General features: G+C 71.2%; 24 protein-coding genes. 7 read left to right on the forward strand and 17 right to left on the reverse strand.

Annotated elements, in window-relative coordinates; genetic code table 11:
• Positions 1-5: 5 nt before the first annotated feature.
• The 11 genes from DN051_RS18205 to DN051_RS18255 form a co-directional block, all read right to left on the reverse strand.
• Positions 6-1,064, reverse strand: coding sequence for an IS630 family transposase (locus DN051_RS18205; RefSeq protein ID WP_112438359.1), 1,059 nt, complete (start codon positions 1,062-1,064; stop codon positions 6-8).
• Between the two features lie 124 nt (positions 1,065-1,188).
• Positions 1,189-2,322, reverse strand: a complete 1,134-nt coding sequence (locus tag DN051_RS18210; RefSeq protein WP_112439083.1) for a DedA family protein — start codon at positions 2,320-2,322, stop codon at positions 1,189-1,191.
• 222 nt (positions 2,323-2,544) lie between these two features.
• Complete coding sequence (locus DN051_RS18215; RefSeq protein ID WP_112439084.1) at positions 2,545-3,291, reverse strand: YoaK family protein; 747 nt, start codon at positions 3,289-3,291, stop codon at positions 2,545-2,547.
• Between the two features lie 101 nt (positions 3,292-3,392).
• Complete coding sequence (locus tag DN051_RS18220; RefSeq protein ID WP_053756476.1) at positions 3,393-4,154, reverse strand: MerR family transcriptional regulator; 762 nt, start codon at positions 4,152-4,154, stop codon at positions 3,393-3,395.
• A gap of 101 nt (positions 4,155-4,255) precedes the next feature.
• Positions 4,256-5,488, reverse strand: coding sequence for a WD40/YVTN/BNR-like repeat-containing protein (locus tag DN051_RS18225; RefSeq protein WP_053756477.1), 1,233 nt, complete (start codon positions 5,486-5,488; stop codon positions 4,256-4,258).
• A gap of 341 nt (positions 5,489-5,829) precedes the next feature.
• On the reverse strand, positions 5,830-6,591 hold the full coding sequence (locus DN051_RS18230; RefSeq protein WP_053756478.1) for an ABC transporter permease: 762 nt from the start codon (positions 6,589-6,591) through the stop codon (positions 5,830-5,832).
• Positions 6,588-7,538 (reverse strand): ATP-binding cassette domain-containing protein, encoded by a 951-nt coding sequence (locus tag DN051_RS18235; protein ID WP_112439085.1) that lies wholly within the window; start codon positions 7,536-7,538, stop codon positions 6,588-6,590. Before DN051_RS18235 ends, DN051_RS18230 begins: the two co-directional genes overlap by 4 nt.
• 73 nt (positions 7,539-7,611) lie before the next feature.
• A complete protein-coding gene (locus tag DN051_RS18240) occupies positions 7,612-8,253 on the reverse strand; it encodes a PadR family transcriptional regulator (protein WP_112439086.1) in 642 nt (213 codons plus the stop codon).
• Positions 8,254-8,271: 18 nt separating this feature from the next.
• Positions 8,272-8,805: a DinB family protein gene (locus tag DN051_RS18245; RefSeq protein WP_053756481.1), complete on the reverse strand. Its 534-nt coding sequence runs from the start codon at positions 8,803-8,805 to the stop codon at positions 8,272-8,274.
• A gap of 118 nt (positions 8,806-8,923) precedes the next feature.
• A complete protein-coding gene (locus tag DN051_RS18250) occupies positions 8,924-10,384 on the reverse strand; it encodes an aldehyde dehydrogenase family protein (RefSeq protein ID WP_112439087.1) in 1,461 nt (486 codons plus the stop codon).
• Between the two features lie 112 nt (positions 10,385-10,496).
• Positions 10,497-11,321: a helix-turn-helix domain-containing protein gene (locus tag DN051_RS18255; protein ID WP_053756663.1), complete on the reverse strand. Its 825-nt coding sequence runs from the start codon at positions 11,319-11,321 to the stop codon at positions 10,497-10,499.
• 342 nt (positions 11,322-11,663) lie between these two features.
• Here DN051_RS18255 and DN051_RS18265 point away from each other — a divergent pair, with 342 nt between their 5' ends.
• Positions 11,664-12,158 (forward strand): ATP-binding protein, encoded by a 495-nt coding sequence (locus tag DN051_RS18265; protein ID WP_079000297.1) that lies wholly within the window; start codon positions 11,664-11,666, stop codon positions 12,156-12,158.
• 90 nt (positions 12,159-12,248) lie between these two features.
• Here the strand turns inward: DN051_RS18265 and DN051_RS18270 are convergent, their stop codons facing one another.
• The 5 genes from DN051_RS18270 to rpmG form a co-directional block, all read right to left on the reverse strand.
• Complete coding sequence (locus tag DN051_RS18270; RefSeq protein ID WP_425471778.1) at positions 12,249-12,563, reverse strand: DUF397 domain-containing protein; 315 nt, start codon at positions 12,561-12,563, stop codon at positions 12,249-12,251.
• 552 nt (positions 12,564-13,115) lie between these two features.
• The gene (rpsR, locus tag DN051_RS18275; RefSeq protein ID WP_053756485.1) at positions 13,116-13,349 is read right to left on the reverse strand and encodes a 30S ribosomal protein S18; all 234 of its coding nucleotides are present in this window, start codon (positions 13,347-13,349) and stop codon (positions 13,116-13,118) included.
• Between the two features lie 6 nt (positions 13,350-13,355).
• Complete coding sequence (locus DN051_RS18280; protein WP_112439089.1) at positions 13,356-14,540, reverse strand: CobW family GTP-binding protein; 1,185 nt, start codon at positions 14,538-14,540, stop codon at positions 13,356-13,358.
• 3 nt (positions 14,541-14,543) lie between these two features.
• Positions 14,544-14,792 carry a type B 50S ribosomal protein L31 gene (locus DN051_RS18285; RefSeq protein WP_053756487.1) on the reverse strand — a complete coding sequence of 83 codons (249 nt, stop codon included), beginning with the start codon at positions 14,790-14,792 and terminating at the stop codon, positions 14,544-14,546.
• A gap of 8 nt (positions 14,793-14,800) precedes the next feature.
• Positions 14,801-14,965: a 50S ribosomal protein L33 gene (rpmG, locus tag DN051_RS18290; RefSeq protein ID WP_053756488.1), complete on the reverse strand. Its 165-nt coding sequence runs from the start codon at positions 14,963-14,965 to the stop codon at positions 14,801-14,803.
• A 62-nt stretch (positions 14,966-15,027) separates the two neighbouring features.
• Between rpmG and rpmB the strand changes: the two genes are divergently transcribed.
• The 4 genes from rpmB to DN051_RS18310 all read left to right on the forward strand — a co-directional run bounded on the left by rpmB (position 15,028) and on the right by DN051_RS18310 (position 17,125).
• Complete coding sequence (rpmB, locus tag DN051_RS18295; RefSeq protein ID WP_053756489.1) at positions 15,028-15,264, forward strand: 50S ribosomal protein L28; 237 nt, start codon at positions 15,028-15,030, stop codon at positions 15,262-15,264.
• Complete coding sequence (gene rpsN / locus DN051_RS18300; protein ID WP_112439090.1) at positions 15,264-15,566, forward strand: 30S ribosomal protein S14; 303 nt, start codon at positions 15,264-15,266, stop codon at positions 15,564-15,566. Before rpmB ends, rpsN begins: the two co-directional genes overlap by 1 nt.
• Before the next feature lie 99 nt (positions 15,567-15,665).
• Entirely contained in the window at positions 15,666-16,163 is a 498-nt protein-coding gene (locus tag DN051_RS18305; RefSeq protein WP_234388610.1) for a hypothetical protein, read from the forward strand.
• Between the two features lie 419 nt (positions 16,164-16,582).
• Entirely contained in the window at positions 16,583-17,125 is a 543-nt protein-coding gene (locus DN051_RS18310; protein WP_053756492.1) for a DUF4232 domain-containing protein, read from the forward strand.
• Positions 17,126-17,216: 91 nt separating this feature from the next.
• Here DN051_RS18310 and DN051_RS18315 read toward each other — a convergent pair whose 3' ends face one another.
• Complete coding sequence (locus tag DN051_RS18315) at positions 17,217-18,344, reverse strand: DUF2786 domain-containing protein (RefSeq protein ID WP_112439091.1); 1,128 nt, start codon at positions 18,342-18,344, stop codon at positions 17,217-17,219.
• Positions 18,345-18,448: 104 nt separating this feature from the next.
• Between DN051_RS18315 and DN051_RS18320 the strand changes: the two genes are divergently transcribed.
• Together DN051_RS18320 and DN051_RS18325 are read left to right on the forward strand one after the other, a co-directional pair.
• A complete protein-coding gene (locus tag DN051_RS18320; RefSeq protein ID WP_053756494.1) occupies positions 18,449-19,192 on the forward strand; it encodes a Clp protease N-terminal domain-containing protein in 744 nt (247 codons plus the stop codon).
• A 184-nt stretch (positions 19,193-19,376) separates the two neighbouring features.
• On the forward strand, positions 19,377-21,068 hold the full coding sequence (locus DN051_RS18325) for a bifunctional 3'-5' exonuclease/DNA polymerase (protein WP_112439092.1): 1,692 nt from the start codon (positions 19,377-19,379) through the stop codon (positions 21,066-21,068).
• Positions 21,069-21,073 lie beyond the last annotated feature (5 nt).

A 21,073-nucleotide genomic window follows, 5' to 3' on the forward strand; every position in this document is an offset into this window, starting at 1 on the left:
GAAGTCTATTTACGATTGATCTTCGTGAGGATCTGGTCGGCGGTTTTGGTCCAGGTGAACGGCTCGCAGCGGGTGTTGTAGCCGTCGATGAAGGCGCGGATGGCGGCCTTCAGGTCGGGAACCGACTCGAAGGTGCCGCGCCGTATGGCTTGCCGGGTGATGATCCCGAAGAAGATCTCGACCATGTTGAGCCAGGAGCAGGAGGTGGGGGTGAAGTGCAGGGTCACCCGCGGGTGCTTCGCCAGCCACGCCTTCACGTTCGGGTGCTTGTGGGTGGCGTAGTTGTCGACCACGACGTGCAGTTTCACCCTGGGGTGCGCCTTGGCGACCTGCTTGAGGAAGTGCAGGAACTCTTTGTTGGTGTGCCGCTCGTAGCAGGCATCTGCGCTGATCCTGCCGGTGGCGACCTCCAAGGCGGCGAACAGCGAGGTGGTGCCGTTGCGCCTGTAGTCGTGGGTCTGGCGTTCCGGCAAGCCAGGCCGCAGGGGCAGGATTGGGGCGGTGCGGTCCAGTGCCTGGATCTGGGTCTTCTCGTCGACGCACACCACGACCGCCTTCTCCGGCGGGGCCAAGTACAGGCCGACCACGTCGCGGATCTTCGGCTCCAGCTCCGGATCGGTGGAGAACTTGAAGGTCTCCACCCGGTGCGGCTGGATGCCCCACTTCCGCCAGATCTTCGCGATCACGGAGAACGAAAGCCCGAGCTCCTTGCCCAGCAGTCGCGACGACCAGTGCGTCACCCCCAGCCTCGCCGGCGGCCTGCCGTCCTCGGCCAGCGTCGCGACCAGCACAGCCACCTCGTCCACCGTCCCCGGCCGACCCGGGCGCGGCAAATCCCCCAGCGACTCGATTCCCGAAGCCCCGTACCGGTCACGCCACTTCAAAACGGTCGGCCGGGACGTCCCCAACCGGGAAGCGATCTGCGCATTGGACACACCGTCGGCGGCCAGCAACACGATCCGCGCACGCTGAACCAGGCCCGCCGGCGCCGTCGACATGCGCGTCAGCGCCTCCAGACGAGACCGGTCACCCTCGCGGAGCTGCAGCGCAGCGGCCGTATGCATGACGCCATTGTCCCGAACCGACGACCGTAAAGCTACTTCAAACACACGACACTAGCGCCTGCCGCGGCACTGGCGCCGGACCGGCGGGCGGGTGGTCTCCGCGCCGCGCCGGCCGGTCGGCCGCTCAGCCCTGTCGGTAGGGGTCGTACGGGTACTGCTGCTCGTCCTGCGGCTGCCCCTGCTGCGCTCCGTACGGCTGCTGGGGCCGGCCCTGCGGGTGCTGCCCGCCGTAGGGCTGCTGGGGGTGACCCTGGGCGTAGGGCTGCTGGGGCTGCTGCGGGGCGTAGGGCTGCTGCGGGTGGCCCTGCGGGTGCTGTTGCGGGTGCTGCTGCGGGTGGCCCTGCGGGTACTGCTGCGGGTGCTGGGGCTGCTGCCCGCCGTACGGCTGCTGGGGCCGGCCCTGCGGGTGCTGCCCGCCGTACGGCTGCTGCGGGTTCTGGTGCTGTCCGTATCCGTACTGCTGCTGTCCCTGCGGGCCCTGCTGCCCCGGCCGGCCCTGCTGCGGGTGGTGGTGGTCGCCGTAGGGCTCGTCACGGTGGTCCGGCCGGATGGGGCGCAGCCGGGTCGTCGCGTCGTCCATCGGCGCCTGCTGCTGGGCGGCGGGCTCGTGCGACTGCGGCTCCTGGCCCGCGTTCTTCTTCTTGCTGGAACGGGCCCGCCAGAACTCGATGATGATCGGGAGCACGGAGACGAGGACGATCAGGATGAGGATCGCCTCGATGTTCTTCTTGACGAAGGCGACGTTGCCCAGCCACGCGCCGAGCGCGGTGACTCCCGCGCCCCACAGGATGCCGCCGAGGACGTTGAAGATCACGAAGGAGCGGTACCGCATGCCGCTGACGCCGGCGATGATCGGCGTGAACGTGCGCACGATCGGCACGAACCGGGCCAGGACCAGGGACTTGGGACCGTACTTCTCGAAGAACTCGTGCGCCTTGGTGACGTTCTCCTGCTTGAACAAGCGGGAGTCCGGGCGCGTGAACAGCGACGGACCGACCTTCTTGCCGAACATGTAGCCCGCTTGGTCGCCGAGGATCGCGGAGAGGCAGATCAGGGCGATGGCGGCCCACAGCGGGAAGTCCAGCTGGTCCGACGCGATCAGCAGACCGGCCGTGAACAGCAGCGAGTCGCCCGGCAGGAAGAACCCGATCAGCAGGCCCGACTCGGCGAACACGATGAGGAGCAGACCCCAGATACCGAAGGTGTCCAACAAATAGTTCGGATCCAGCCAGCTCGGTCCGAGGGCAAGCGTCGTCACGGTTCCGGGCTCCTGAGAGGTGAGGGAAGTACGGCGTTGGGTGCGGCCGGACAAAGCTATCAACGCAATGTGTCCGCCCCAGGTTCCACCTGGGTCCCGCGATGCACTGCCCAACGGCCCGGACGAGGTTGTGCGTCATGGGTATCGCCGACATCGGCACCGGGGTGCGCGCGCACGGAACGGCCGTCGTACCCGCCGGGGCCGGGGTGTCCTGGCTCGCCGTCAGCCGCCCGCCGGCTGGGTCCGGGGCGGGCGGGTGGGAGGCGGGCCGGGCCGAGGTGGGCGGGCCACGATGCCGTACACCGCCGTGGCCGCCAACTCCACCGCGGCCACCGCCAGCAGCATCGGTCCCGGTCCCACTTCCATATGGAGCAGCCACGCACCGAGCAGCCCGCCGGCGAACAGCAGGCAGACGCCCGCCACGCGCCGCACCTGGGCCCGGCCCCCGGCCGTGATCCTCGGGTCCGGCGAGACCATCGAACCGCTCAGGAACGCCGTCAGGGACCGGGTCGCCACGGTGGTCGACAGGTCCGGCACGGGCGCACGCAGCGTCGTGACGTTCCGCATGCCCATGGCCACGGCGAGGATCGCGACCGTCCCCTGCTGCTGCGCGTTCCGCGTTCCGGAACCGGCGTCGATGCCCCAGGCCACGCCCCCGGCGGCCGCCAGCAGCACGGCCTCGGCGAGCAGCCCGGCGACGAACCAGCGGTGACCACCCGTTTCCATACGTGACTCGAACCTGGACCCGACCACCGCGCCGACGGCGAACCCCGCCAGCGACACCGTCGGCGCCACCGCCGACAGCTCTCCCTCCCCGGCCAGCGCGAAGCCGAGGAGGAGGACGCTGCCGGTCTGTATCGCCGTGAACACCGGACCGAGCGCGAGGAAGCTGACCGCGTCGATCACCCCGGTCACCGCCGTCAGGGTCAGCATCAGCCCCGTGAGGGGCCGCCCCGGATCCGGTCTCACCGCACGGCTCCGCACCGCGTCGGGCACGACCGGGACGTATGGATCACACTCGGACCATACGATCACCGGGCCGCGGCGACCAGCGGAGCGTGACCTCCGCGCTACCCGGCGTGCCGGGCGGCGTTGGCGAGGATCGCGTCGCGCAGGTACACCGCGAGACCGGGGCGGATCTTCTCGTACGTCGCCGTGAACCGGGCGTCGGCCACGTACATCTCGCCGAGACCGCTGTGCATCTCGTGGGAGCAGTCGTAGTACGAGTCCGAGATGAAGCGGCGGTGTTCCTCCGCCGTGTCCATGGCCGCCTCCGAGTCGGCCGCGGTGCCGGCTGCCATCAGGTCGGCCATGCGCTGGTGGATGGCGCCGAACTCCTCCGCGCAGCGCTTCCAGTCCTCCTTGGTGTAGGCGGCGGTCCGCCGCTGCGACTCCCGGTAGGCGTCGGTCCCGCCCCACCGCTCCCGCACCTCGTCCTCGTGCTGGTCGGGGTCGAACTCCCCGAACACCTCGAACTTCTCCTCTGGCGTGAGGTTGATGCCCATCTTGCGTGCCTCCATGGCGTGTTCCACGGCCGCCGCCATCTTCTGGAGCTGGTCGATCCGGGCGGTCAGCAGTTCGTGCTGGCGGCGCAGATGTGCGCGCGGGTCCACGTCCGGGTCGTCGAGGAGGGCGGCGATCTCTTCGAGCGGGAAGCCGAGCTCGCGGTAGAAGAGGATCTGCTGCAACCGGTCGAGGTCGGCGTCGGTGTAGCGCCGGTGGCCCGCGTGGCTGCGCTCGCTGGGGACCAGCAGTCCGATGCCGTCGTAGTGGTGCAGGGTGCGCACCGTGACTCCGGCGAACCCGGAGACCTGTCCCACGGAGTAGCTCACTTCCGCTCCCTTCTCGGTACGCCCACCACCGTCCGCCCTCACGCCGCGTGAGGTGCAAGTCCTGGGTCCCGGACGGGCCCCGACCGGCCGAGGTCCCGGTGTCAATCCTCGCCGAGGTCGAACGGGTGCCAGGTGATGCCGTCCGCGGATATCCGGCAGGTGCCGTCGCCGAAGCTGCCGGTCCACAGCCAGCCGATCGGGGTCGTACGGACCGAGCCCGCGGGTCCGCGCGCGGCGCTCCCGGGCCGAAAGGTCCGCGCCCGGTCGGTGCTGCGCCACGCGCCCGTCTCGCCGTGGACCAGGACACTGCCGTCGTCGGCAGCCAGCAGGTCGCCTGTGATGGAGAGGGGCTCGGCTCCGGGCCGGTAGCGCCAGGTCCGGGTCCAGGTGGCGCCGCCGTCCGTACTGACGTGGATGGTCCGCAGACCGTTCTTCACTCCCTCCTCATCGGGCAGTTGGCCCGGCTGGACCGCGTACAGCGCGCCCCCGCCCCCGGACACGCGGATGCTCCACCCCTGCTCGGCGACACCGGCCAGGGGGGTGAGGTGCCAGGTGCGGCCCCGGTCCTTGCTGAGGGCCAGCGCGGGCAGGCCGGACCCCGGGTCCAGACCGGTCGCGAACAGCGCGTTCGCCGCTATGTCGCCGGAGGGCGCCAGGGGTCCCTTCAGCGGCGGCTGACGGGCCAGGACCCGGTGCTCTCCGCTGTCCGGCATCACCACGAGCAGTCTGTTGCGGGCGCACTCGTTGCCGTCCGGCGCCAGGTCCAGGCATTCGGTGACGAGCAAGGCGCCCTCGGGCACCGTCGCCGTACTGCCCGTGGGCTCGGTGGTGCCGGCCTTCCACGTCTCGCCGTTGTCATGGGTGAACCAGGTGCGGCCGGGCACATCGGCCCGCTCGGAGCCATCGGTGATCAGGGCGCGCCCCGGACCGAGCACCGTGATCCCGACGGTGAGGCCCCGGTCACCGGTGACGTCGGGCAGGGGGGATTCGGCGAGGCGCCAGAGGCCGGCGCCCGCCTCCAGCACGGCGACGTACTGACGGCAGCGGTCCTCACCGCAGTCGGCGCGGAGGGTGAAGCCGCTGCCGTCCGCGGCGAACGCGACGTCGAAGGACGCGCCCGGCAGATCGGTCGCCGACGGAATGGCCGGCGGAGCGCGGAAGCCGGAGCCCGACGGGGCGGGCGCGGGTGCGGGCGCGCTCCCGCCCGTTGATGCCGCCGCGCCTCTGTCGTCCGTGCCTCTGTCGTCCGCACTTCTGTCGTCCGCACTTCCGTCGTCCGCGCCCCATGGACCGGCGCCGCACGCGGCCAGAGCGAACAGACAGAGGCAAACCATCAACGCTCCCACCAGCGGCCCCCGACCCGGCGGCCTCCGCCCCACCAGCCACTGCCCCAGTCGCTCCCGCCCCAGCGGCCCCCGCCGACACACATCCATGAACCCCGCGATCACGGACCCAGTGATCACCCTCCCGCCGGTCACCGCCCTTCCGGTCTCACCCCCTCCGTCACGGACGGCGTCGGCCATAGCCCTTCTGCTCGCGGCCCTTCCACTCGTAGCCCCTCTGCTCTTGCCCCTATCAGCCATGCACCCTCCGATCCGCGGTGACCGTTTTTCTGCTTCTGGTACACCGCGGACCGGCCCGGGGTTCCACTCCCGGCGGATTTTTCCGCGCCGCCCTACTTGCTCAGTCGCGCGAACCGGCGCAGGGCCAGCGGGAAGAACACCGCGAGCAGGACGAGCGGCCAGACGACCGCGGGCCAGATGTGGCCCGTCTCCCCGCCCTGGTTGCCGAACAGGTCACGCACGGCCGTCGCCGTCTGCGACATCGGGTTCCACTGGACGACCGTGCCGAGCCAGCCCGGCATGGCCTCGGGGGTGGCGAAGGCGTTGGAGAGGAAGCCGACCGGCCAGACCAGGATCTGCACGGCCTGCACCAGCTCCGGCTTCCCGGCCACGAGAGCCAGCTGGATGCCGATCCACAGCATGGCGAAGCGGAACAGCAGCAGCAGACCGATGGCGCCCAGGAAGGCCGCTATTCCGCCGTGCGCGCGCCAGCCGAGTGCGAGGCCGACCATCACGAGAACGGCCAGCGCCAGCGCCGACTGGAGCATGTCGGCCACCGAACGGCCCACCAGGATGGCGCCGTTGGCCATGGGCATCGACCGGAAGCGGTCGATCACGCCCTTGTTCAGGTCCTGGGTGACGGCGATCATCGTGCCCTCCAGGCCGAAGGCCATGGTGAGCGCGAGCATGCCGGGGACCAGGTAGTCGACGTAGTCGCCGGCGACGCCGCGACCCCCGCCGACCAGGTAGCCGAACATCAGCATCAGCATCACGGGGAACACCAGGTTGACGGCGACCTGGACCGGTTGGCGCGCCCAGTGGGCGAGTTCGCGGCGGGTCATGGTCCAGGAGTCGGTCAGTGCGTACGTGCTCATGCGGCCTCCTTCGCACGGTCCGCGGTGAGGTGCAGGAACACCTCGTCCAGCGTGGGCCGGCGCAGGGCGATGTCCTCCGCGTCGATGCCGGCCTCCTCCAGGGCTCGTACGACGCCGGAGAGCGCCGCCATCCGGTCGGTGACCGGCGCGCTGAGCAGCCGCCGGTCGGTGTCGACGGTGATGTCGTCCTTGGCGACCGGGAGCACGGCCACGGCGGCGCCCAGGTGGCCGGCGTCGCGCAGGACGACGTCGATGCGGTCGCCGCCGGTCAGCGCCTTCAGGTCGTCGGCCGTGCCGTCGGCGACGACCCGGCCCCGGTCGACCACCGAGATGCGGTCGGCGAGTTGGTCGGCCTCCTCCAGGTACTGGGTGGTGAGCAGGACCGTCGTCCCGAGGCCGACCAGGGTGCGGACGGAGTTCCACACCTCGGTCCGGCCGCGCGGATCGAGGCCGGTCGTCGGTTCGTCCAGGAATAGCACCTCCGGTTCGGTGATCAGTGAGGCGGCGAGGTCGAGGCGGCGCCGCATCCCGCCGCTGTACTGCTTGACCGCCTTGCGGCCGGTGTCCGCGAGCCCGAACCGCTCCAGCAGCTCGCCGGCCCGCACACGCGCGTGGCGGGTCCCCAGGTGGTACAGGCGGCCGAACATCTCCAGGTTCTGCCAGCCGCTCAGCTCCTCGTCGACGGCGGCGTGCTGGCCGAGCAGACCGATGCGCAGCCGTACCTCGTAGGCCTCCCGTACGACGTCGTGGCCGGCGACCCGGACGTGGCCCGCGTCGGGACGCAGCAGCGTGGACAGAATGCGGACCAGGGTCGTCTTGCCCGCGCCGTTCGGGCCGAGCACTCCGTGCACCGCGCCGCGCGCGACCGTGAGGTCGAGCCCGTCGAGCGCGGGTTTGTCGCCGTACTTCTTGTGTGCCCCTTCGACGGTGATCGCCGTGTCGGCCAATGGAACTCCCTCGCTAGTCAAACTTGACTACCCGGCAGAGGGTAATACCCGCTCCACTCGTAGTCAAACTTGATTAGCGACTGTCCCCGGGATGCCGCTCCCCCGTCGCGTAGGGGTTCTCCTGACCCTCCTCCAGGACGCCGACGAAGGGCGCGCCCTCCCCGGCGAAGGTGTAGGAGCCGCCCTCGATGCGGCCGATCAGCCCGAGGGTCCACTCGGACTCGGCGTCCGCCGTACGGAGCCAGAAGTTCATGATCTCGCCGATGTGGCCGTACTGCCCGGGACCCTCCTCGGGCACGTAGTGCTCGGTGACGGCCCCGCGCCACTCCTCGATCCGCCGGATCCGCTCCTTCAGCAGCGCGACCGCTTCCGGCCTGGGCAGGTCGACGATGAAGCCGATGGCCGCCGACTTCACGTCCATCTTCTGGTCGTACGAGGTCAGCGCCTCACGCAGCAGCCGGAAGAACTCCTCGGTGCCACGGTCGGTGATCTCGTACTCGGTGCGCGGGGGCCCGCCCGCGGTGGACGGGGCGATCTCGTGCGCGTGCAGCAGGCCTTGCTTGGCCATCTGTTTGAGCGCGTGGTAGATCGAGCCCGGTTTGGCGTTGGACCACTCGTGCGCGCCCCAGTACTCCAGGTCGTTGCGCACCTGATAGCCGTGGGCCCGCCCGTGCTGGCGGACGGCGCCCAGCACGAGAAGACGGATCGCTGACATGCCGTCCAGGTTATGACCTCAGTTTTCCGCGAGGGCAACCAGTTCGAAGGCCGTCCTGCCGTCCAGCGACTCGCGGATGATGTCGGCATGGCCGGCGTGCCGGGCGGTCTCGCGGATCAGATGGAGCACCAGCCACCGCATCGACACCGACTCCGCCGGGAACCAGGGCTCGTCCGGGAGCGGGAAGGTGTCGTCGAGGCTGGGCACCGAACGGATGAACGCCTCCGTCTCGTCGGCGACCTTCTCCCAGTACGCCAGTCGGTCGTCTACGGTCTCGCCGTCGACCAGGACGAAGCACTCGTGCCAGTTCGACGCGTTCCGCTCGACCGCGGGCGCCTCGCGCCTGGCCCGCGCGATCCAACCCTGCTCGACCTCGGCGACGTGCTTCAGCAGCCCGGCCAGGGACAGTTCGCTGGCGCTGGGCCGGGACGCGGCCTGCTCCTCGGTCAGCCCGAGCAGGGCCCGCCGGATGCCGCCACGCTGTTCCGCCAGGAAGGAGAGCAGCGCTCCGCGTTCGTCGCCCTGCGCCTCGGGTCGCACGTGCGTGACCATGTCCGGCCGCCTTTCATCGGGTCCGCTTGCCTGACACCGATGACGCTACGGTCCCTTGCGGTCAGGTTCTGTCCGCAAGGGCCTGTGTCCCCACCGAAGGATCACCCGGCCCTCGGCCTCAGAAGGGGAACTCGCTCCGCCCGTGCTGCACCGAGATCCACTTGAGCGTGGTGAAGGCGTCCAGCGTCGTCTCGCCGTTCAGCCGGCCCACACCCGAGTTCTTCTCACCGCCGAAGGGGACGACCGGCTCGTCGTGGACGGTGCCGTCGTTGACGTGGAACATGCCGGTGTCGACGCGCTGGGCGAAGCGGACGCCGCGCCCGACGTCACCCGTGTGGACGGCGCCGCTGAGCCCGTAGGGAGTGTCGTTGACCAGGCGTACGGCCTCTTCCTCGCCGTCGAACGGGATGAGGAAGGCGACCGGGCCGAAGACCTCCTGGCGCAGCAGGTCGGAGTCGGCGGGTACGCCCGTGAGCACCGACGGCTCGACCAGGTTGCCGGTGGTCCTGCCGCGCAGCAGGGCCGTGGCACCCTGCGCCAGCGCCTGGTCGACGGTGCCGGAGATGGCCTCGGCCTGCGAGGAGTTGATCACCGGGCCGATGAGTGTCCGCGGGTCGCGCGGGTCGCCCGCCTTGAGGGACCGCACCTTGGCGACGAACTTCTCGGTGAACTCGTCGGCCACCGAACGGTCCACCAGTACACGATTGGCCGCCATGCAGACCTGGCCCTGGTGGACGTACCGGCTGAAGACGGCCGCGTCGACGGCGTAGTCGATGTCGGCGTCGTCGAGGACCACCAGGGCGCTGTTGCCGCCCAGTTCCAGCACCGTCCGCTTGAACTGCTGGGCGCAGATCGTGGCCACGTGGCGGCCGATCTTGTCCGAGCCGGTGAAGGAGATGACCTTGGGGACGGGGTGCTCCAGGAACGCGTCGCCGATCTCCGCGATGTCCGTGATGACGACGTTGAGCACACCGGCCGGCAGACCCGCGTCCTCGAACAGCTTCGCGATCGCTGAGCCGCCGGCGACGGGGGTGTCCTGGTGCGGCTTGAGGACCACGGCGTTGCCCAGGGCCAGGGCCGGGGCGGCCGACTTCAGCGACAGCAGGAAGGGGAAGTTGAAGGGGCTGATGACACCGACGACACCGACCGGGACGCGGTAGACGCGGTTCTCCTTGCCGGGGATCGGGGACGCCAGGATGCGGTCCTCGGCGCGCAGCGTCAGCGCGACGGCCTCCCGCAGGAACTCCTTGGCGAGGTGCAGCTCGAAGGCGGCCTTCAGATGGGTGCCGCCGAGTTCCGCGATGATCAGCTCGGTGAGCTCCTGCTCACGCTCCTCGACCAGGCGCAGCACCTTCTCCAGCACGGCGCGGCGGGCGAAGGGACCTGCCGCGGCCCACTCCTTCTGGGCACGGGCGGCGGCGCGGTAGGCCTGATCGATCTCGTCGACCGTGGCTATGGTGATCGCGGCCAGCTTCTCGCCGTCGTACGGGTTGAAGTCGATGATGTCCCAGGAACCGGTGCCCGGACGCCACTCGCCGTCGATGTACTGCTGTGCCAGGTCAGTGAAGTAGGACGACATGTGATCCCTCAATTCCCTGCCGCAGGAGCAGTCGAAGGCGGCCCGGAACGGTACGGCCGGCACGGACACCTGATCGACTCGTGATCTGATCTCACGTCATCGTACTGTCGTATTACGACAGTTGTAGGAGACCTCGGAGAAGATCCCGGCTCTCCGCCGGACCGGGGCTGTCCCGCTGCAACTCCTTGAGCGCCTTCTCGTACTGGGCGACGTCCTCGGCCTTGTCGAGGTACAGGGCGCTGGTGAGCTGCTCCAGATAGACGACGTCCGACAGATCGGACTCCGGGAAGCTGAGGATCGTGAAGGCGCCGGACTCGCCCGCGTGGCCGCCGAAGCTGAACGGCATGATCTGAAGCCGTACGTTCGGCCGCTCGGAGAACTCGATGAGGTGCTGGAGCTGTCCGCGCATCACCTCGCGGTCGCCGTAGGGGCGGCGCAGGGCGGCCTCGTCCAGGACGATGTGGAAGTCGGGGGCGCTCTCGGAGACGAGGTGCTTCTGCCGCTCCAGGCGCAGTGCCACGCGCTTCTCGACGTCCGCCTCGCTCGCGCCCTGCATACCGCGCCGCACCACCGCACGCGCGTACGCCTCGGTCTGCAGCAGTCCGTGCACGAACTGCACCTCGTACGCGCGGATCAGCGAGGCCGCGCCCTCCAGGCCCACATAGGTGGGGAACCAGCTCGGCAGGACGTCCGAGTAACTGTGCCACCAGCCCGCGACGTTGGCCTCCCGGGCCAGCGAGACCAGCGAGGTGCGCTCCGTCTCGTCCATGATCCCGTACAGCGTCAGCAGGTCCTCGACGTCCCTCGTCTTGAAGCTCACCCGGCCCAGCTCCATCCGGCTGATCTTCGACTCGGAGGCGCGGATGTGGTAACCCGCCGCCTCGCGCGTGATGCCGCGCGCCTCTCGCAGTCGCCTGAGTTGCGAGCCGAGCAGCATGCGCCGCACCACCGATCCGGGCTCTCCCGCGCTCACGTTCCAGCCTCCCCAACCGTCTTCAGGGCCCGCAGTCTGCCACTAAAACACTCCGAGCAGTACTCGTCCGATTACACAGACGGAAAGAAGCCAAAGATTCCGGCGATCGTTCGGCGAACGAGTGGGCAGGGTGGCGACAAAGGGGCGTATGAAGACGGCGGAAAAAATGACCACCAAGTGGTACGGGAGGGTCTAATTCGGTCACGTGCACGTGCATCTGCCCTTGCATCTGCTGTACGCATCCGAAACCATGGTCCCGCGCCACCGCTGCATCGCAACGACCGCGAATTCCCGGGAGTGCCTCGCATGGGGACGAATGGATCGACCATGCTCGAGCCGTTACGGCAGGGCCTTCCGCCGCTTGATCCCGCGGCAGTGTCCAGCGCCGCCTCCTGCGCTCTGCCCGCCCGCTACGAAGCGGTGCGCGAGGCACGGCAGTTCACCCGGCGAACGCTCGACCAGTGGGACGTCGGCGACCGTTTCGACGACATCTGCCTGGTGGTCTCCGAACTCGTCACCAACGCGCTGCGGCACGCCGTGCCGACCGCCGGCCCTCGCGTGCCCGAGGAGCCACCCGTGCGGCTGCACCTGATGCGGTGGACCGAGCGACTGGTGTGCGCGGTGCGCGACCCCAGCAACGACAGTCCGGTCACGCGCGAGGCGGACGACTTCTCCGCGGAGTCCGGGCGCGGACTGTTCCTCGTCGACTCCTTCTGCGACAGCTGGGGCTGGCACCCGCTCGCGGGCACGCTCAGCGGCAAGGTCGTCTGGGCGCTGTTCCGCCTCCCGCGCGACGCGTGACGAACCGCGGCACTTCCTGGTGCCGCGGTTCTACGCGCGTTACGCGGTACTTGGACACGATGCGTCCGAGTTATCCCGGAATACGGCACCTCACCCCGCGATCAGGTGGTCGAACTCCCCGTCCTTGATCCCGAGAAGCATCGCCTCGATCTCCGCTCGCGTGTAGACGAGGGCGGGCCCGTCCGGGAAGTTCGAGTTGCGCACGGCCACCCGCCCGCCCGGCAGCCGGGCGAACTCCACGCAGGAACCCTGCGAGTTGCTGTGCCGACTCTTCTGCCAGGCCACCCCGTTCAGCTGTGTGGCGGCCATGCCGTTGTACACGCCGGGCGCCGCGGCTCCTCGGCGCCCGTCACCGTCGTACACGTCACCGTCGTACACGTCACCGTCGTACACGTCGTGATCCACAGGTCGCTCCCCGGTGGTGCACTGGCTGGTGTGGCCATGGATGCAGTGGTCAACTGTGCCGGATCATAACCCTGTTCATGTGCAGATGCTTGAGCAGATGCACGTGCACGGGGGGTGTTCCTGTGGTTACAGCTCTGACGACCACATCACCGAAGCCGTTCCAACGCCTGCCCCCGGGATCGCATGCCATGCGACCGCCGGCCCTCGTCCATGATCTTCCGCGCCGTGGCCGCGCCGGATCGAACCCCTCGTGTATTAGGAACAGACGCGTGGCGCGCCCTTCCTGTTCCAGGATCCGGGTGCGGTGTTCCGAGAGGCCCGTGCGCCGCATGCCGAAGTCGGCGTCCCGAGAGCCTCTGGCGCCGCATGCCGAAGTGGCCGGCTTCCAGGGCTCGGACGGGCCGCGACCCCCGTCACGTGGGAGATTCCCCGCGCGGCGAACGCAGGGAATCTCCTACCCGCCCGGCCGTGTGGACGCCCAGCGGCTGGGACCGGGGATGTGCTCAGCGGCTGGGACCGGGGATGTGCTCAGCGGCTGGGACCGGGGATGGCTCAGCGGCTGGAGTACGGCAGCAGCGCCATCTCCCGGGCGTTCCTGATCGCGCGGGCCAGCAGTCGCTGCTGCTGGGCCGACACGCGCGTGACGCGACGGCTGCGGATCTTGCCCCGGTCGGAGACGAACTTCCGGAGCAGGTCGGTGTCCTTGTAGTCGATGTAGGCGATCCCGGCCTGGTCCAGCGGGTTGGGCCGGTTCCTGGCGGGCTTGCGGTCGGGCTTGCGGGGCATCGGGGATCAGACCTCCAGGAAGGTGTCGAAGGCGGAGGGCAGCCGCTGCCAGGCGTCCGGCCCGGCGGCGTACTCGGCATCGGTCAGCAGACAGGACTCCAGCAGCCGTTCCAGCCCGTCGCGGTCGAGGCCGGGCGAGGTGAAGACGAGGTGCTGGCAGCGGTCGCCGTGCTCGGGGTGCCAGTCGAGGGCCGCGGCGGCACGGCGCACCGGCGGCACCATTTCCCAGGCCGCGTCGGGCAGCGAGGACAGCCACGGACCGGCGCTCTCCACACACAGGGCGCCGCCGGCCGCGTCCCAGTGCAGCAGCGCGTCCGGCCGGTCGGCCAACCAGAAGCGGCCCCGGCTGCGGGCGGCGGCACAGGTCAGGTCCTCCAGCGCCGCGTAGAGCCGCTCCGGGTGGAAGGGGCGGCGGCGGTGCCAGACGAGCGTGGCCACGCCGTGCGCGTCCGCCTCTGCGGGCAGCCTGGCGCACGCCGGGTGCTGGGCCGCGGCGGCGGCCTCGACGTCGAAACCGGCGAGCGCCGCCTGCGCCAGCGTGGGCCGCGGCGGCCCCGCGCCGTGATCACCGGGATCACCGGGATCACCGGGATCACCGGGATCGATCGTGACCCGACGGGCGGTCGGGTGCAGTTGGTCGAGCAGCGCGTGGTCCTCGTCGTCGGCCTCCGGGGAGTCCAGGACGGCGAGCACGGGCGCGTACTCCAACTGCCGCGCGAAGGTGTCGGCGACGGTGCGCTGATCGGTGGCGGCCGCGGCGAGGCCGCGTTCGGCGAGGTCGTCGCCGTCGGCCAGACACGGCAGCAGCAGCGCCGGGTCGACAGCGGTGATCACACCGGTCACCGTCAGCCCGCCGGCCGTGACCACCTCCGCCATCGCCTTCGGCTCGACGGAGTCCCACAGCTCGACGACCGCGAGCGGGGTGCCGCCGCGGTCCGCGAGCCGCCGCAGCTCGGGCACCAGGTCCTCGCGCAGCGCGCAGCACGCGCAGTCGTTGACCAGGGGCGCCTCGCCGACGTCACGGACTCCGGTGGCGTCGCGAACGGTCCGGACGACCGTGCCGGCCGGCGCGGTCGCCAGGTCGTGATGGAGCACGACACTGCCGGGGACCTCGGTCAGCAGCCGCCGCACGGCCGCCCTGCGGGCGTCGGCGTGCAGCCCGCCGACGAGCACGACGGGGAGCTCGGGCATGGACTAGCCCTGCTTCCCGTACCGGCGCTCGAATCGCTCGACGCGTCCGGCGGTGTCGAGAACCCGGGCGGTACCCGTGCAGAAGGGGTGGCTGACGTTCGAGATCTCGACGTCGACGACCGGGTGGGTGCGGCCGTCCTCCCACTCGATCGTCCTCCCGCTCGTCATGGTCGAGCGGGTCAGGAAGGCGTGGCCCGCGGCGCGGTCGCGGAAGACGACCGGGCCGTAGTCCGGGTGGATTCCCTTGCGCATGGCGGTGGTCAGCGCTCCTCTCGGAAGTCGACGTGCCGGCCGGCGACCGGGTCGTACTTGCGCAGGGTCATGCGGTCGGGGTCGTTGCGGCGGTTCTTGCGGGTGACGTACGTGTAGCCCGTGCCGGCCAGGGACCGGAGCTTGACGACCGGGCGGAGTTCGTTGCGTGCCATGCTGCTATCTTACTGAAAATGAATTCCATTTACACAACCTGCCCCGAGAGGTACGTCACCCCATGTCCGCCCATTGCATGCTGACCGGCACCCGCCCGGGTTTCGGCAACCGCATCTCCCACTCCCACCGGCGCACCTCACGCCGCTTCGACCCCAACATCCAGACCAAGCGCTACTGGCTGCCGAGCGAGGGCCGGTACGTGCGCCTGCGGCTGAGCGCCAAGGGGATCAAGACGGTCGACGCGATCGGTGTCGAGGCGGCCGTCGCCCGTATCCGCGCCCGGGGAGTGAGGGTCTGATGGCGAAGAAGAGCAAGATCGCCAAGAACGAGCGGCGCCAGGAGACGGTCGCGCGGTACGCAGCGCGCCGCGCCGAACTGAAGGAGATCCTCCGGCGCCCGTCCTCGACGCCGGCCGAACGGCTCGCCGCGCAGCGCGAGTTGCGCAGGCAGCCGCGGGACGCCTCCGCCACGCGCGTGCGCAACCGGGACCAGGCGGACGGCCGTCCGCGCGGCTACTTCCGGGCCTTCGGACTGTCCCGGGTGGGTCTGCGGGAGCAGGCGCACGCCGGGTTCCTGCCGGGCGTGCGCAAGTCGTCCTGATAGGGACCGATCCCGTTACGGGCTGGTAGCTTGCTGCGATCGTACGGCGGACCCACTCACCCCTGGGGGCATGCAGTGAATTCGGCGACCTACGCGCGCGTGCCGGCTCGCCCACGGGTGCGGTTCGCGGCCGCGGCGGCGGCCCTGACGGGCCTGCTCGTGCTGACGGCATGCAGCGACGGGGACGGCGGTACGGACGACTCCGCGCCCAGTCCCCGCCCCAGCGCGTCGTCGGCCGGGACCGGCGGTGGCACCGGGGGCGGCGGTTCGTCGCCGACGGCCGGTGACCTGGAGGGCAGTTGGCTCGCCACGAGCGACGGGCAGGCGGTGGCGCTGGTCGTCACCGGCACCGACGCCGGGCTGTTCGCCACCGGCGGGACCGTGTGCAGCGGGCGCGTGGGCGAGGCGTCGGGAACACCGACGATCCGACTCGTCTGCGGCGACGGCAAGGACGAGCGCGGCACGGGGCGGGTCGTCTCCGTCGACGCGAAGACCCTCAAGGTCACCTGGGACGGCGGCCTCGGCGAGGAGATCTACACCAAGGCGGAGGGCGGCAGGCTGCCGTCGGGTCTGCCGTCGGCGGGGTTGGGGTCCTGACCGAGTCGTGACGGGGCGGAACGTGACGTGACGCCGGGCGCGCTTCAGCGGGATGTGGCGTCCGGCGCGTTTCGGCCGGTGGATTCCGGTTCGTTCTCGGATTACGTGAGGAAGCGGGCTTAGGTGAGGCCCGGGGTGCAGGCGAGGTCAGGGCCTGGTGCGGGCGCCGGTCAGGGCTTGGTGCGCGCGTACCGGATGGTCCAGGTGCGGCCGAAGCGTGCGAGATGATCGGAGGGCACCGCCACGACCGCGGCGGCAGCGCACGACCCCGGCCTCGTCAAGGCCGGGGCACGGCACGCTCCCGCGCCGTCACGGCCGGTGCAACCGCACGACCCCGGCGCCGCCACGACCGCGGCACGACCACTGCTCCAGCGCCTACCCAGCGCTGCCGCTCCAGCACTACTCCAGGGGATCCACTCATGCGCGCCTTTCCACTCACCGCCGGCACCGTCCTGGCCGCCGCCCTGCTTCTGACCTCCTGCGGCGGCGGCGCTGACGACGACGGGGCCGGCACCGGCGCCGGTCAGGACCGTGGCGGTGACACGTCCGCCTGCGCGAGCGAGAACGTCGCCGTCGAGATCGGTCCGGCCAACGCCGCGCCCGTCGCGGGCGACACGGGCAACATCCCCGTCACGCTCACCAACCAGGGCGCCGGGTGCACCCTGAAGGGCTTCCCCGCGGTCGGCCTGGCCGCCGGCGACACCTCCGTGACCGTGCCGTCGGACGAGGCCGCCCGGGCGCAGCCCCTGACGCTGGCGAAGGACACGGCCGCGTCCTTCACGATCACCTACGTACGCGGCGAGGCGGGCGGCGCCGACGCCATCGACGCGAAGTCCGTGACGATCGGCCTGCCCGGCGCGTCGGAGAGCGAGTCGTTCGACTGGACCTACGGGCCTGTCGCCCTCACCGGCGAGGACACGCCGGACGCCTCGGTCAGCCCCTTCCAGCAGGCGGGTGACTGAGCGAGCGGCGACTGCGGGGCGCGCTGGCGGTGACCGAGGCACGCGGCCGGTGGCTCACGCGCGCGGGTGACGCCTGAGGCGAGCGGGCGCCTCAGGCCAGGCGGTGGCGCGAGCGGACCTCGGCGCGGTCCGCGGCGCGCGCCCCCTCCGTCCAGCCCGCCGCGTCGCTGACGCCGCGCACGCGCGTGGTGGTCGTCTCCGGGAACAGACTCTCCGTGCGGTCGGTGACCGCGACCTCGCGGGAGGCGAGGACCGGAAGCAGATCGTCGGTCACCTGGGTCTCTGCGGCGGCCGCGAGGCGGGTTCCGATGCGGTGGGAGTAGGCGGCCAGGAACGACTGCCGGAACGTCTTCGTACGTCGGCGGCCGCCCGCCCGCTGCGCGGCCTCCGCCTTCGTCATCGCCGTGGTGGCCTGCACGAGCAGCGAGGTGTAGAGGAGTTCGACGACCTCCAGGTCCGGCTCGAAGCCGACGACGGTGGAGAAGCCGAACGGTTCGTTCCACACCGCGCGGCAGTGGTTGGCCGCCGCGACCGCGTCCAGCAGGACGGCCTTGGCCTGCTCGTACGGCGGGTCGACACCGATGCGGCACGCGCCGGGCCCCTCGGTGGCCGGCGCGCCCGCGGCGAGCAGCGCCTCGTCGATGCTGTGCCGCGCCATCAGCTCCTGCGCCTTGGCGCTGAGCGCCTCCGCCTCGTCCGGGTAGCCGGTGGCCTCGGCCTTGGCGAGCAGGGCGCGGATCCGGGTCAGCATGCGCGACTCGGGCCTGGCCCGCCGAGGCTCGTCGAGCACCTCCAGCGCGGGCAGCCGGAGCAGCAGCCGGTACAGCTCCAGGACGACGGTGGCGAACGTGAAGCGGTCCGGGCGCGATGGCGCGGCCGCGTCGGCGCCCCGGGCCTCCGGGTCGGTCAGCGCGGCCAGCTGGGCGGCCCAACGGGGTCCGCGCGGACGGTCGTGCGGCACCTGCTCGGTGATCAGTTCCGACACCAGACGCGCGTGTACGTCGTCCAGTTCGCGGCCCACGATCCGTACGACGTCGGCGGGCTGCCAGCCGCGCCGCCATGCCGACGCGACGAACTCCACCCCGCGCCGCCGCAGCTCGGGGTCCGCCGCAGGGTCGGCGGCGAGCAGTGACGCGCCCGTGTCGATCGCTGCGTGGTCGTCGGTACGCGCGTACAGGGCGGCCTCGAAAGCGCGGTCGACGGTGCTGGTCCTCTCCACGTGCCGATCGTGTCATGGGCTCCCGGCCGCCCGGTTCCGTCCCCCGTACCACCCATCGTCAACCCGCGGTTGACACCTCTGGACCGTCAACCTACGGTTGACGCATGGCGACGAACCCGAACATCACGTCATCCATCCGTCTCGACGACCTGATCGCGGCCATCAAGAAGGTCCACGACCAGCCCCTCGACCAGCTCCAGGACGCGGTCCTCGCCGGGGAGCACCTGGGCGACGTGGCCGATCACCTGATCGGCCACTTCGTCGACCAGGCCCGGCGTTCGGGCGCCTCCTGGACCGACATCGGCAGGAGCATGGGTGTCACCCGGCAGGCCGCGCAGAAGCGCTTCGTACCGAGGGAGTCCGCCGATCTGGACCCCAGCCAGGGCTTCAGCCGGTACACCCCACGCGCGCGGAAGGTGGTCCTGGAGTCGCACAACGCGGCCAGGACCGCGCGCAACGCCGAGGGTCTGCCCGCGCATCTGATTCTCGGCCTGCTCGCCGAGCCGGAAGGGCTGGGCGCGCTGGCCGTGACCGCGCAGGGCGTCTCCCTGGACGCCGTCCGCGAGGCGGCCACGGCGGTGCTCCCTCCGGCCGCCGACGAGGCCCCGGAGCTGGTCCCGTACGCCTCGGACTCCAAAAAGGTCCTGGAGCTCACCTTCCGCGAGGCCCTCCGCCTGGGCCACAACTACGTCGGCACCGAACACCTCCTGCTGGCCCTCCTGGAATTCGAGAACGGCGAGGGCGTCCTCTCCGGCCTCGGCATCACCAAGCCGGCCGCCGAGGAGTACGTCACCGAGAAGCTCGCGGCCCTGGTGAGCGAGCGGAAGGCGGACGCGGAAGGGGAGTAGCGCCGGACGGCTCCCTCGGGGGGCGTCACCGGCCCGCACCCGCCACCGGGCGCCCGCCGCCTCCGGTCCCGCGCCCTCCTCCCAGGCGGTGCGCGTCGGTGGTCCCGCGGTCCTCGCCGGGCCGGCGCCCGCCTCCGGTCCGGTCGGCCCGGCGTTGTCAGACCCGGCTGCGACACTCGCAGACATGACCGATCGCTGGGCGCTCGCTCCGGCCGAGGACGGCGGCGTGGAGCTCGCCCCCCTCGGTCCGGACGGGCTGCCCGCCGGACCGGTGCTGCGGGAGCCGGACCTGGTGGCGGCCGTGCGTGCCCGGCCGGACGTCACGCGGTGGGTGTGGCGGTCCACCGCCGAGGCCTATCCGCCCCTGCTCGCCGCCGGAGTACGGGTGGAGCGGTGCTACGACGTGGAGGACGCCGAGACCCTCCTCCTCGGCCACGAGGGGAGGTACGGCGAACCCCGCTCGGCCGCCGCGGCCCTGGCCCGTCTGCGCGGCGGCCCGGTACCGCCCGATCCGCCCCAGCGTGCCGCCGAACCGGGCGCGCAGTCCCCGTTGTTCGAACCGCAGAGCGTCCGGCTGCCGCTCGGAGAACTCCTCGCCGTGTACGCCGAGCAGCAGCGCCGGCACGAGCGGACCGCGCACCCCGACCGGATGCGCCTTCTGACGGCCGCCGAGTCGGCGGGCATGCTCGTGGCCGCCGAGATGAACCGTTCGGGGGTGCCCTGGAGCGCCCAGGTGCACCGAGAGGTCCTGCACGAACTGCTCGGCGAGCGGTACGCGGGCGGTGGCGAGCCCCGCCGGCTGGCCGAGCTGGCCGACGAGGTCTCCGCCGCCTTCGGCCGCCGGGTGCGCCCCGATCTGCCCGCCGATGTGATCAAGGCCTTCGCGCAGGCCGGGATCAAGGTCGCCTCCACCCGCCGCTGGGAGATCGAGTCCGTCGACCACCCGGCGGTGAAACCGCTGGTGGAGTACAAGAAGCTGTACCGCGTCTGGGTCGCCCACGGCTGGTCCTGGCTCCAGGACTGGGTGCGGGACGGCCGCTTCCGACCGGAGTTCCTCGCGGGCGGCACCGTCACCGGCCGCTGGGTCACCAACGGCGGCGGCGGACTCCAGATCCCCAAGATCATCCGGCGTGCCGTCGTCGCCGACCCGGGCTGGCGACTCGTGGTCGCGGACGCCGACCAGATGGAGCCCCGCGTCCTGGCGGCGATCTCGCGCGACCCGGGCCTGATGGAGGTGGCCGGCCGCGAGACCGACCTGTACCAGTCCGTCTCGGACCGCGCCTTCTCCGGCGACCGCGCCCAGGCCAAGCTCGCCGTGCTCGGCGCTATCTACGGCCAGACCTCCGGCGACGGCCTCAAGAACCTCGCCGCCCTCAGACGCCGCTTCCCCAAGGCGGTCGCCTACGTCGACGACGCGGCCCGCGCGGGCGAGGAGGGCCGGCTGGTGCGGACGTGGCTGGGCCGGACCTGCCCACCGGCCGCCGGGACCGCGGACGCGGCGGACGAAGCGGGCATCCCCCAGGACGATCCGGCCGAGACCGGTACCGGCGGCCAGGAGTGGGTGCCCGGCTACGCCTCGACCAACGCCCGCGCCCGCGGCCGGTTCGCCCGTAACTTCGTCGTCCAGGGCAGCGCCGCCGACTGGACCCTGCTGCTGCTCGCCGCGCTGCGCCGGACCTGTGCGGACCTCGCTGCCGAGCTGGTGTTCTTCCAGCACGACGAGGTGATCGTGCACTGTCCGCTGGAGGAGGCCGAGACGGTCGTGGCGGCGATCCGGGAGGCGGCGGAGCTGGCCGCGCGGCTCACCTTCGGCGAGACACCGGTGCGGTTCCCGTTCACCACGGCGGTGGTCGAGTGCTACGCGGACGCGAAATGACCCGC

Source organism: Streptomyces cadmiisoli, assembly GCF_003261055.1.
Taxonomy (GTDB): Bacteria; Actinomycetota; Actinomycetes; order Streptomycetales; family Streptomycetaceae; genus Streptomyces; species Streptomyces cadmiisoli.

Excerpts from the sequence above, each read along its gene's own strand:
- rpsN (WP_112439090.1), top strand. The coding sequence starts at position 15,264 with ATGGCGAAGAAGAGCAAGATCGCCAAGAACGAGCGGCGCCAGGAGACG.
- rpmG (WP_053756488.1), bottom strand. The coding sequence starts at position 14,965 with ATGGCACGCAACGAACTCCGCCCGGTCGTCAAGCTCCGGTCCCTGGCC.
- DN051_RS18255 (WP_053756663.1), bottom strand. The coding sequence starts at position 11,321 with ATGCTGCTCGGCTCGCAACTCAGGCGACTGCGAGAGGCGCGCGGCATC.
- rpmB (WP_053756489.1), top strand. The coding sequence starts at position 15,028 with ATGTCCGCCCATTGCATGCTGACCGGCACCCGCCCGGGTTTCGGCAAC.
- DN051_RS18280 (WP_112439089.1), bottom strand. The coding sequence starts at position 14,540 with ATGCCCGAGCTCCCCGTCGTGCTCGTCGGCGGGCTGCACGCCGACGCC.
- DN051_RS18225 (WP_053756477.1), bottom strand. The coding sequence starts at position 5,488 with ATGGTTTGCCTCTGTCTGTTCGCTCTGGCCGCGTGCGGCGCCGGTCCA.
- rpsR (WP_053756485.1), bottom strand. The coding sequence starts at position 13,349 with ATGCCCCGCAAGCCCGACCGCAAGCCCGCCAGGAACCGGCCCAACCCG.
- DN051_RS18250 (WP_112439087.1), bottom strand. The coding sequence starts at position 10,384 with ATGTCGTCCTACTTCACTGACCTGGCACAGCAGTACATCGACGGCGAG.
- DN051_RS18320 (WP_053756494.1), top strand. The coding sequence starts at position 18,449 with ATGGCGACGAACCCGAACATCACGTCATCCATCCGTCTCGACGACCTG.
- DN051_RS18205 (WP_112438359.1), bottom strand. The coding sequence starts at position 1,064 with ATGCATACGGCCGCTGCGCTGCAGCTCCGCGAGGGTGACCGGTCTCGT.
- DN051_RS18285 (WP_053756487.1), bottom strand. The coding sequence starts at position 14,792 with ATGCGCAAGGGAATCCACCCGGACTACGGCCCGGTCGTCTTCCGCGAC.
- DN051_RS18310 (WP_053756492.1), top strand. The coding sequence starts at position 16,583 with ATGCGCGCCTTTCCACTCACCGCCGGCACCGTCCTGGCCGCCGCCCTG.
- DN051_RS18265 (WP_079000297.1), top strand. The coding sequence starts at position 11,664 with ATGGGGACGAATGGATCGACCATGCTCGAGCCGTTACGGCAGGGCCTT.
- DN051_RS18240 (WP_112439086.1), bottom strand. The coding sequence starts at position 8,253 with ATGTCAGCGATCCGTCTTCTCGTGCTGGGCGCCGTCCGCCAGCACGGG.
- DN051_RS18230 (WP_053756478.1), bottom strand. The coding sequence starts at position 6,591 with ATGAGCACGTACGCACTGACCGACTCCTGGACCATGACCCGCCGCGAA.
- DN051_RS18245 (WP_053756481.1), bottom strand. The coding sequence starts at position 8,805 with ATGGTCACGCACGTGCGACCCGAGGCGCAGGGCGACGAACGCGGAGCG.
- DN051_RS18325 (WP_112439092.1), top strand. The coding sequence starts at position 19,377 with ATGACCGATCGCTGGGCGCTCGCTCCGGCCGAGGACGGCGGCGTGGAG.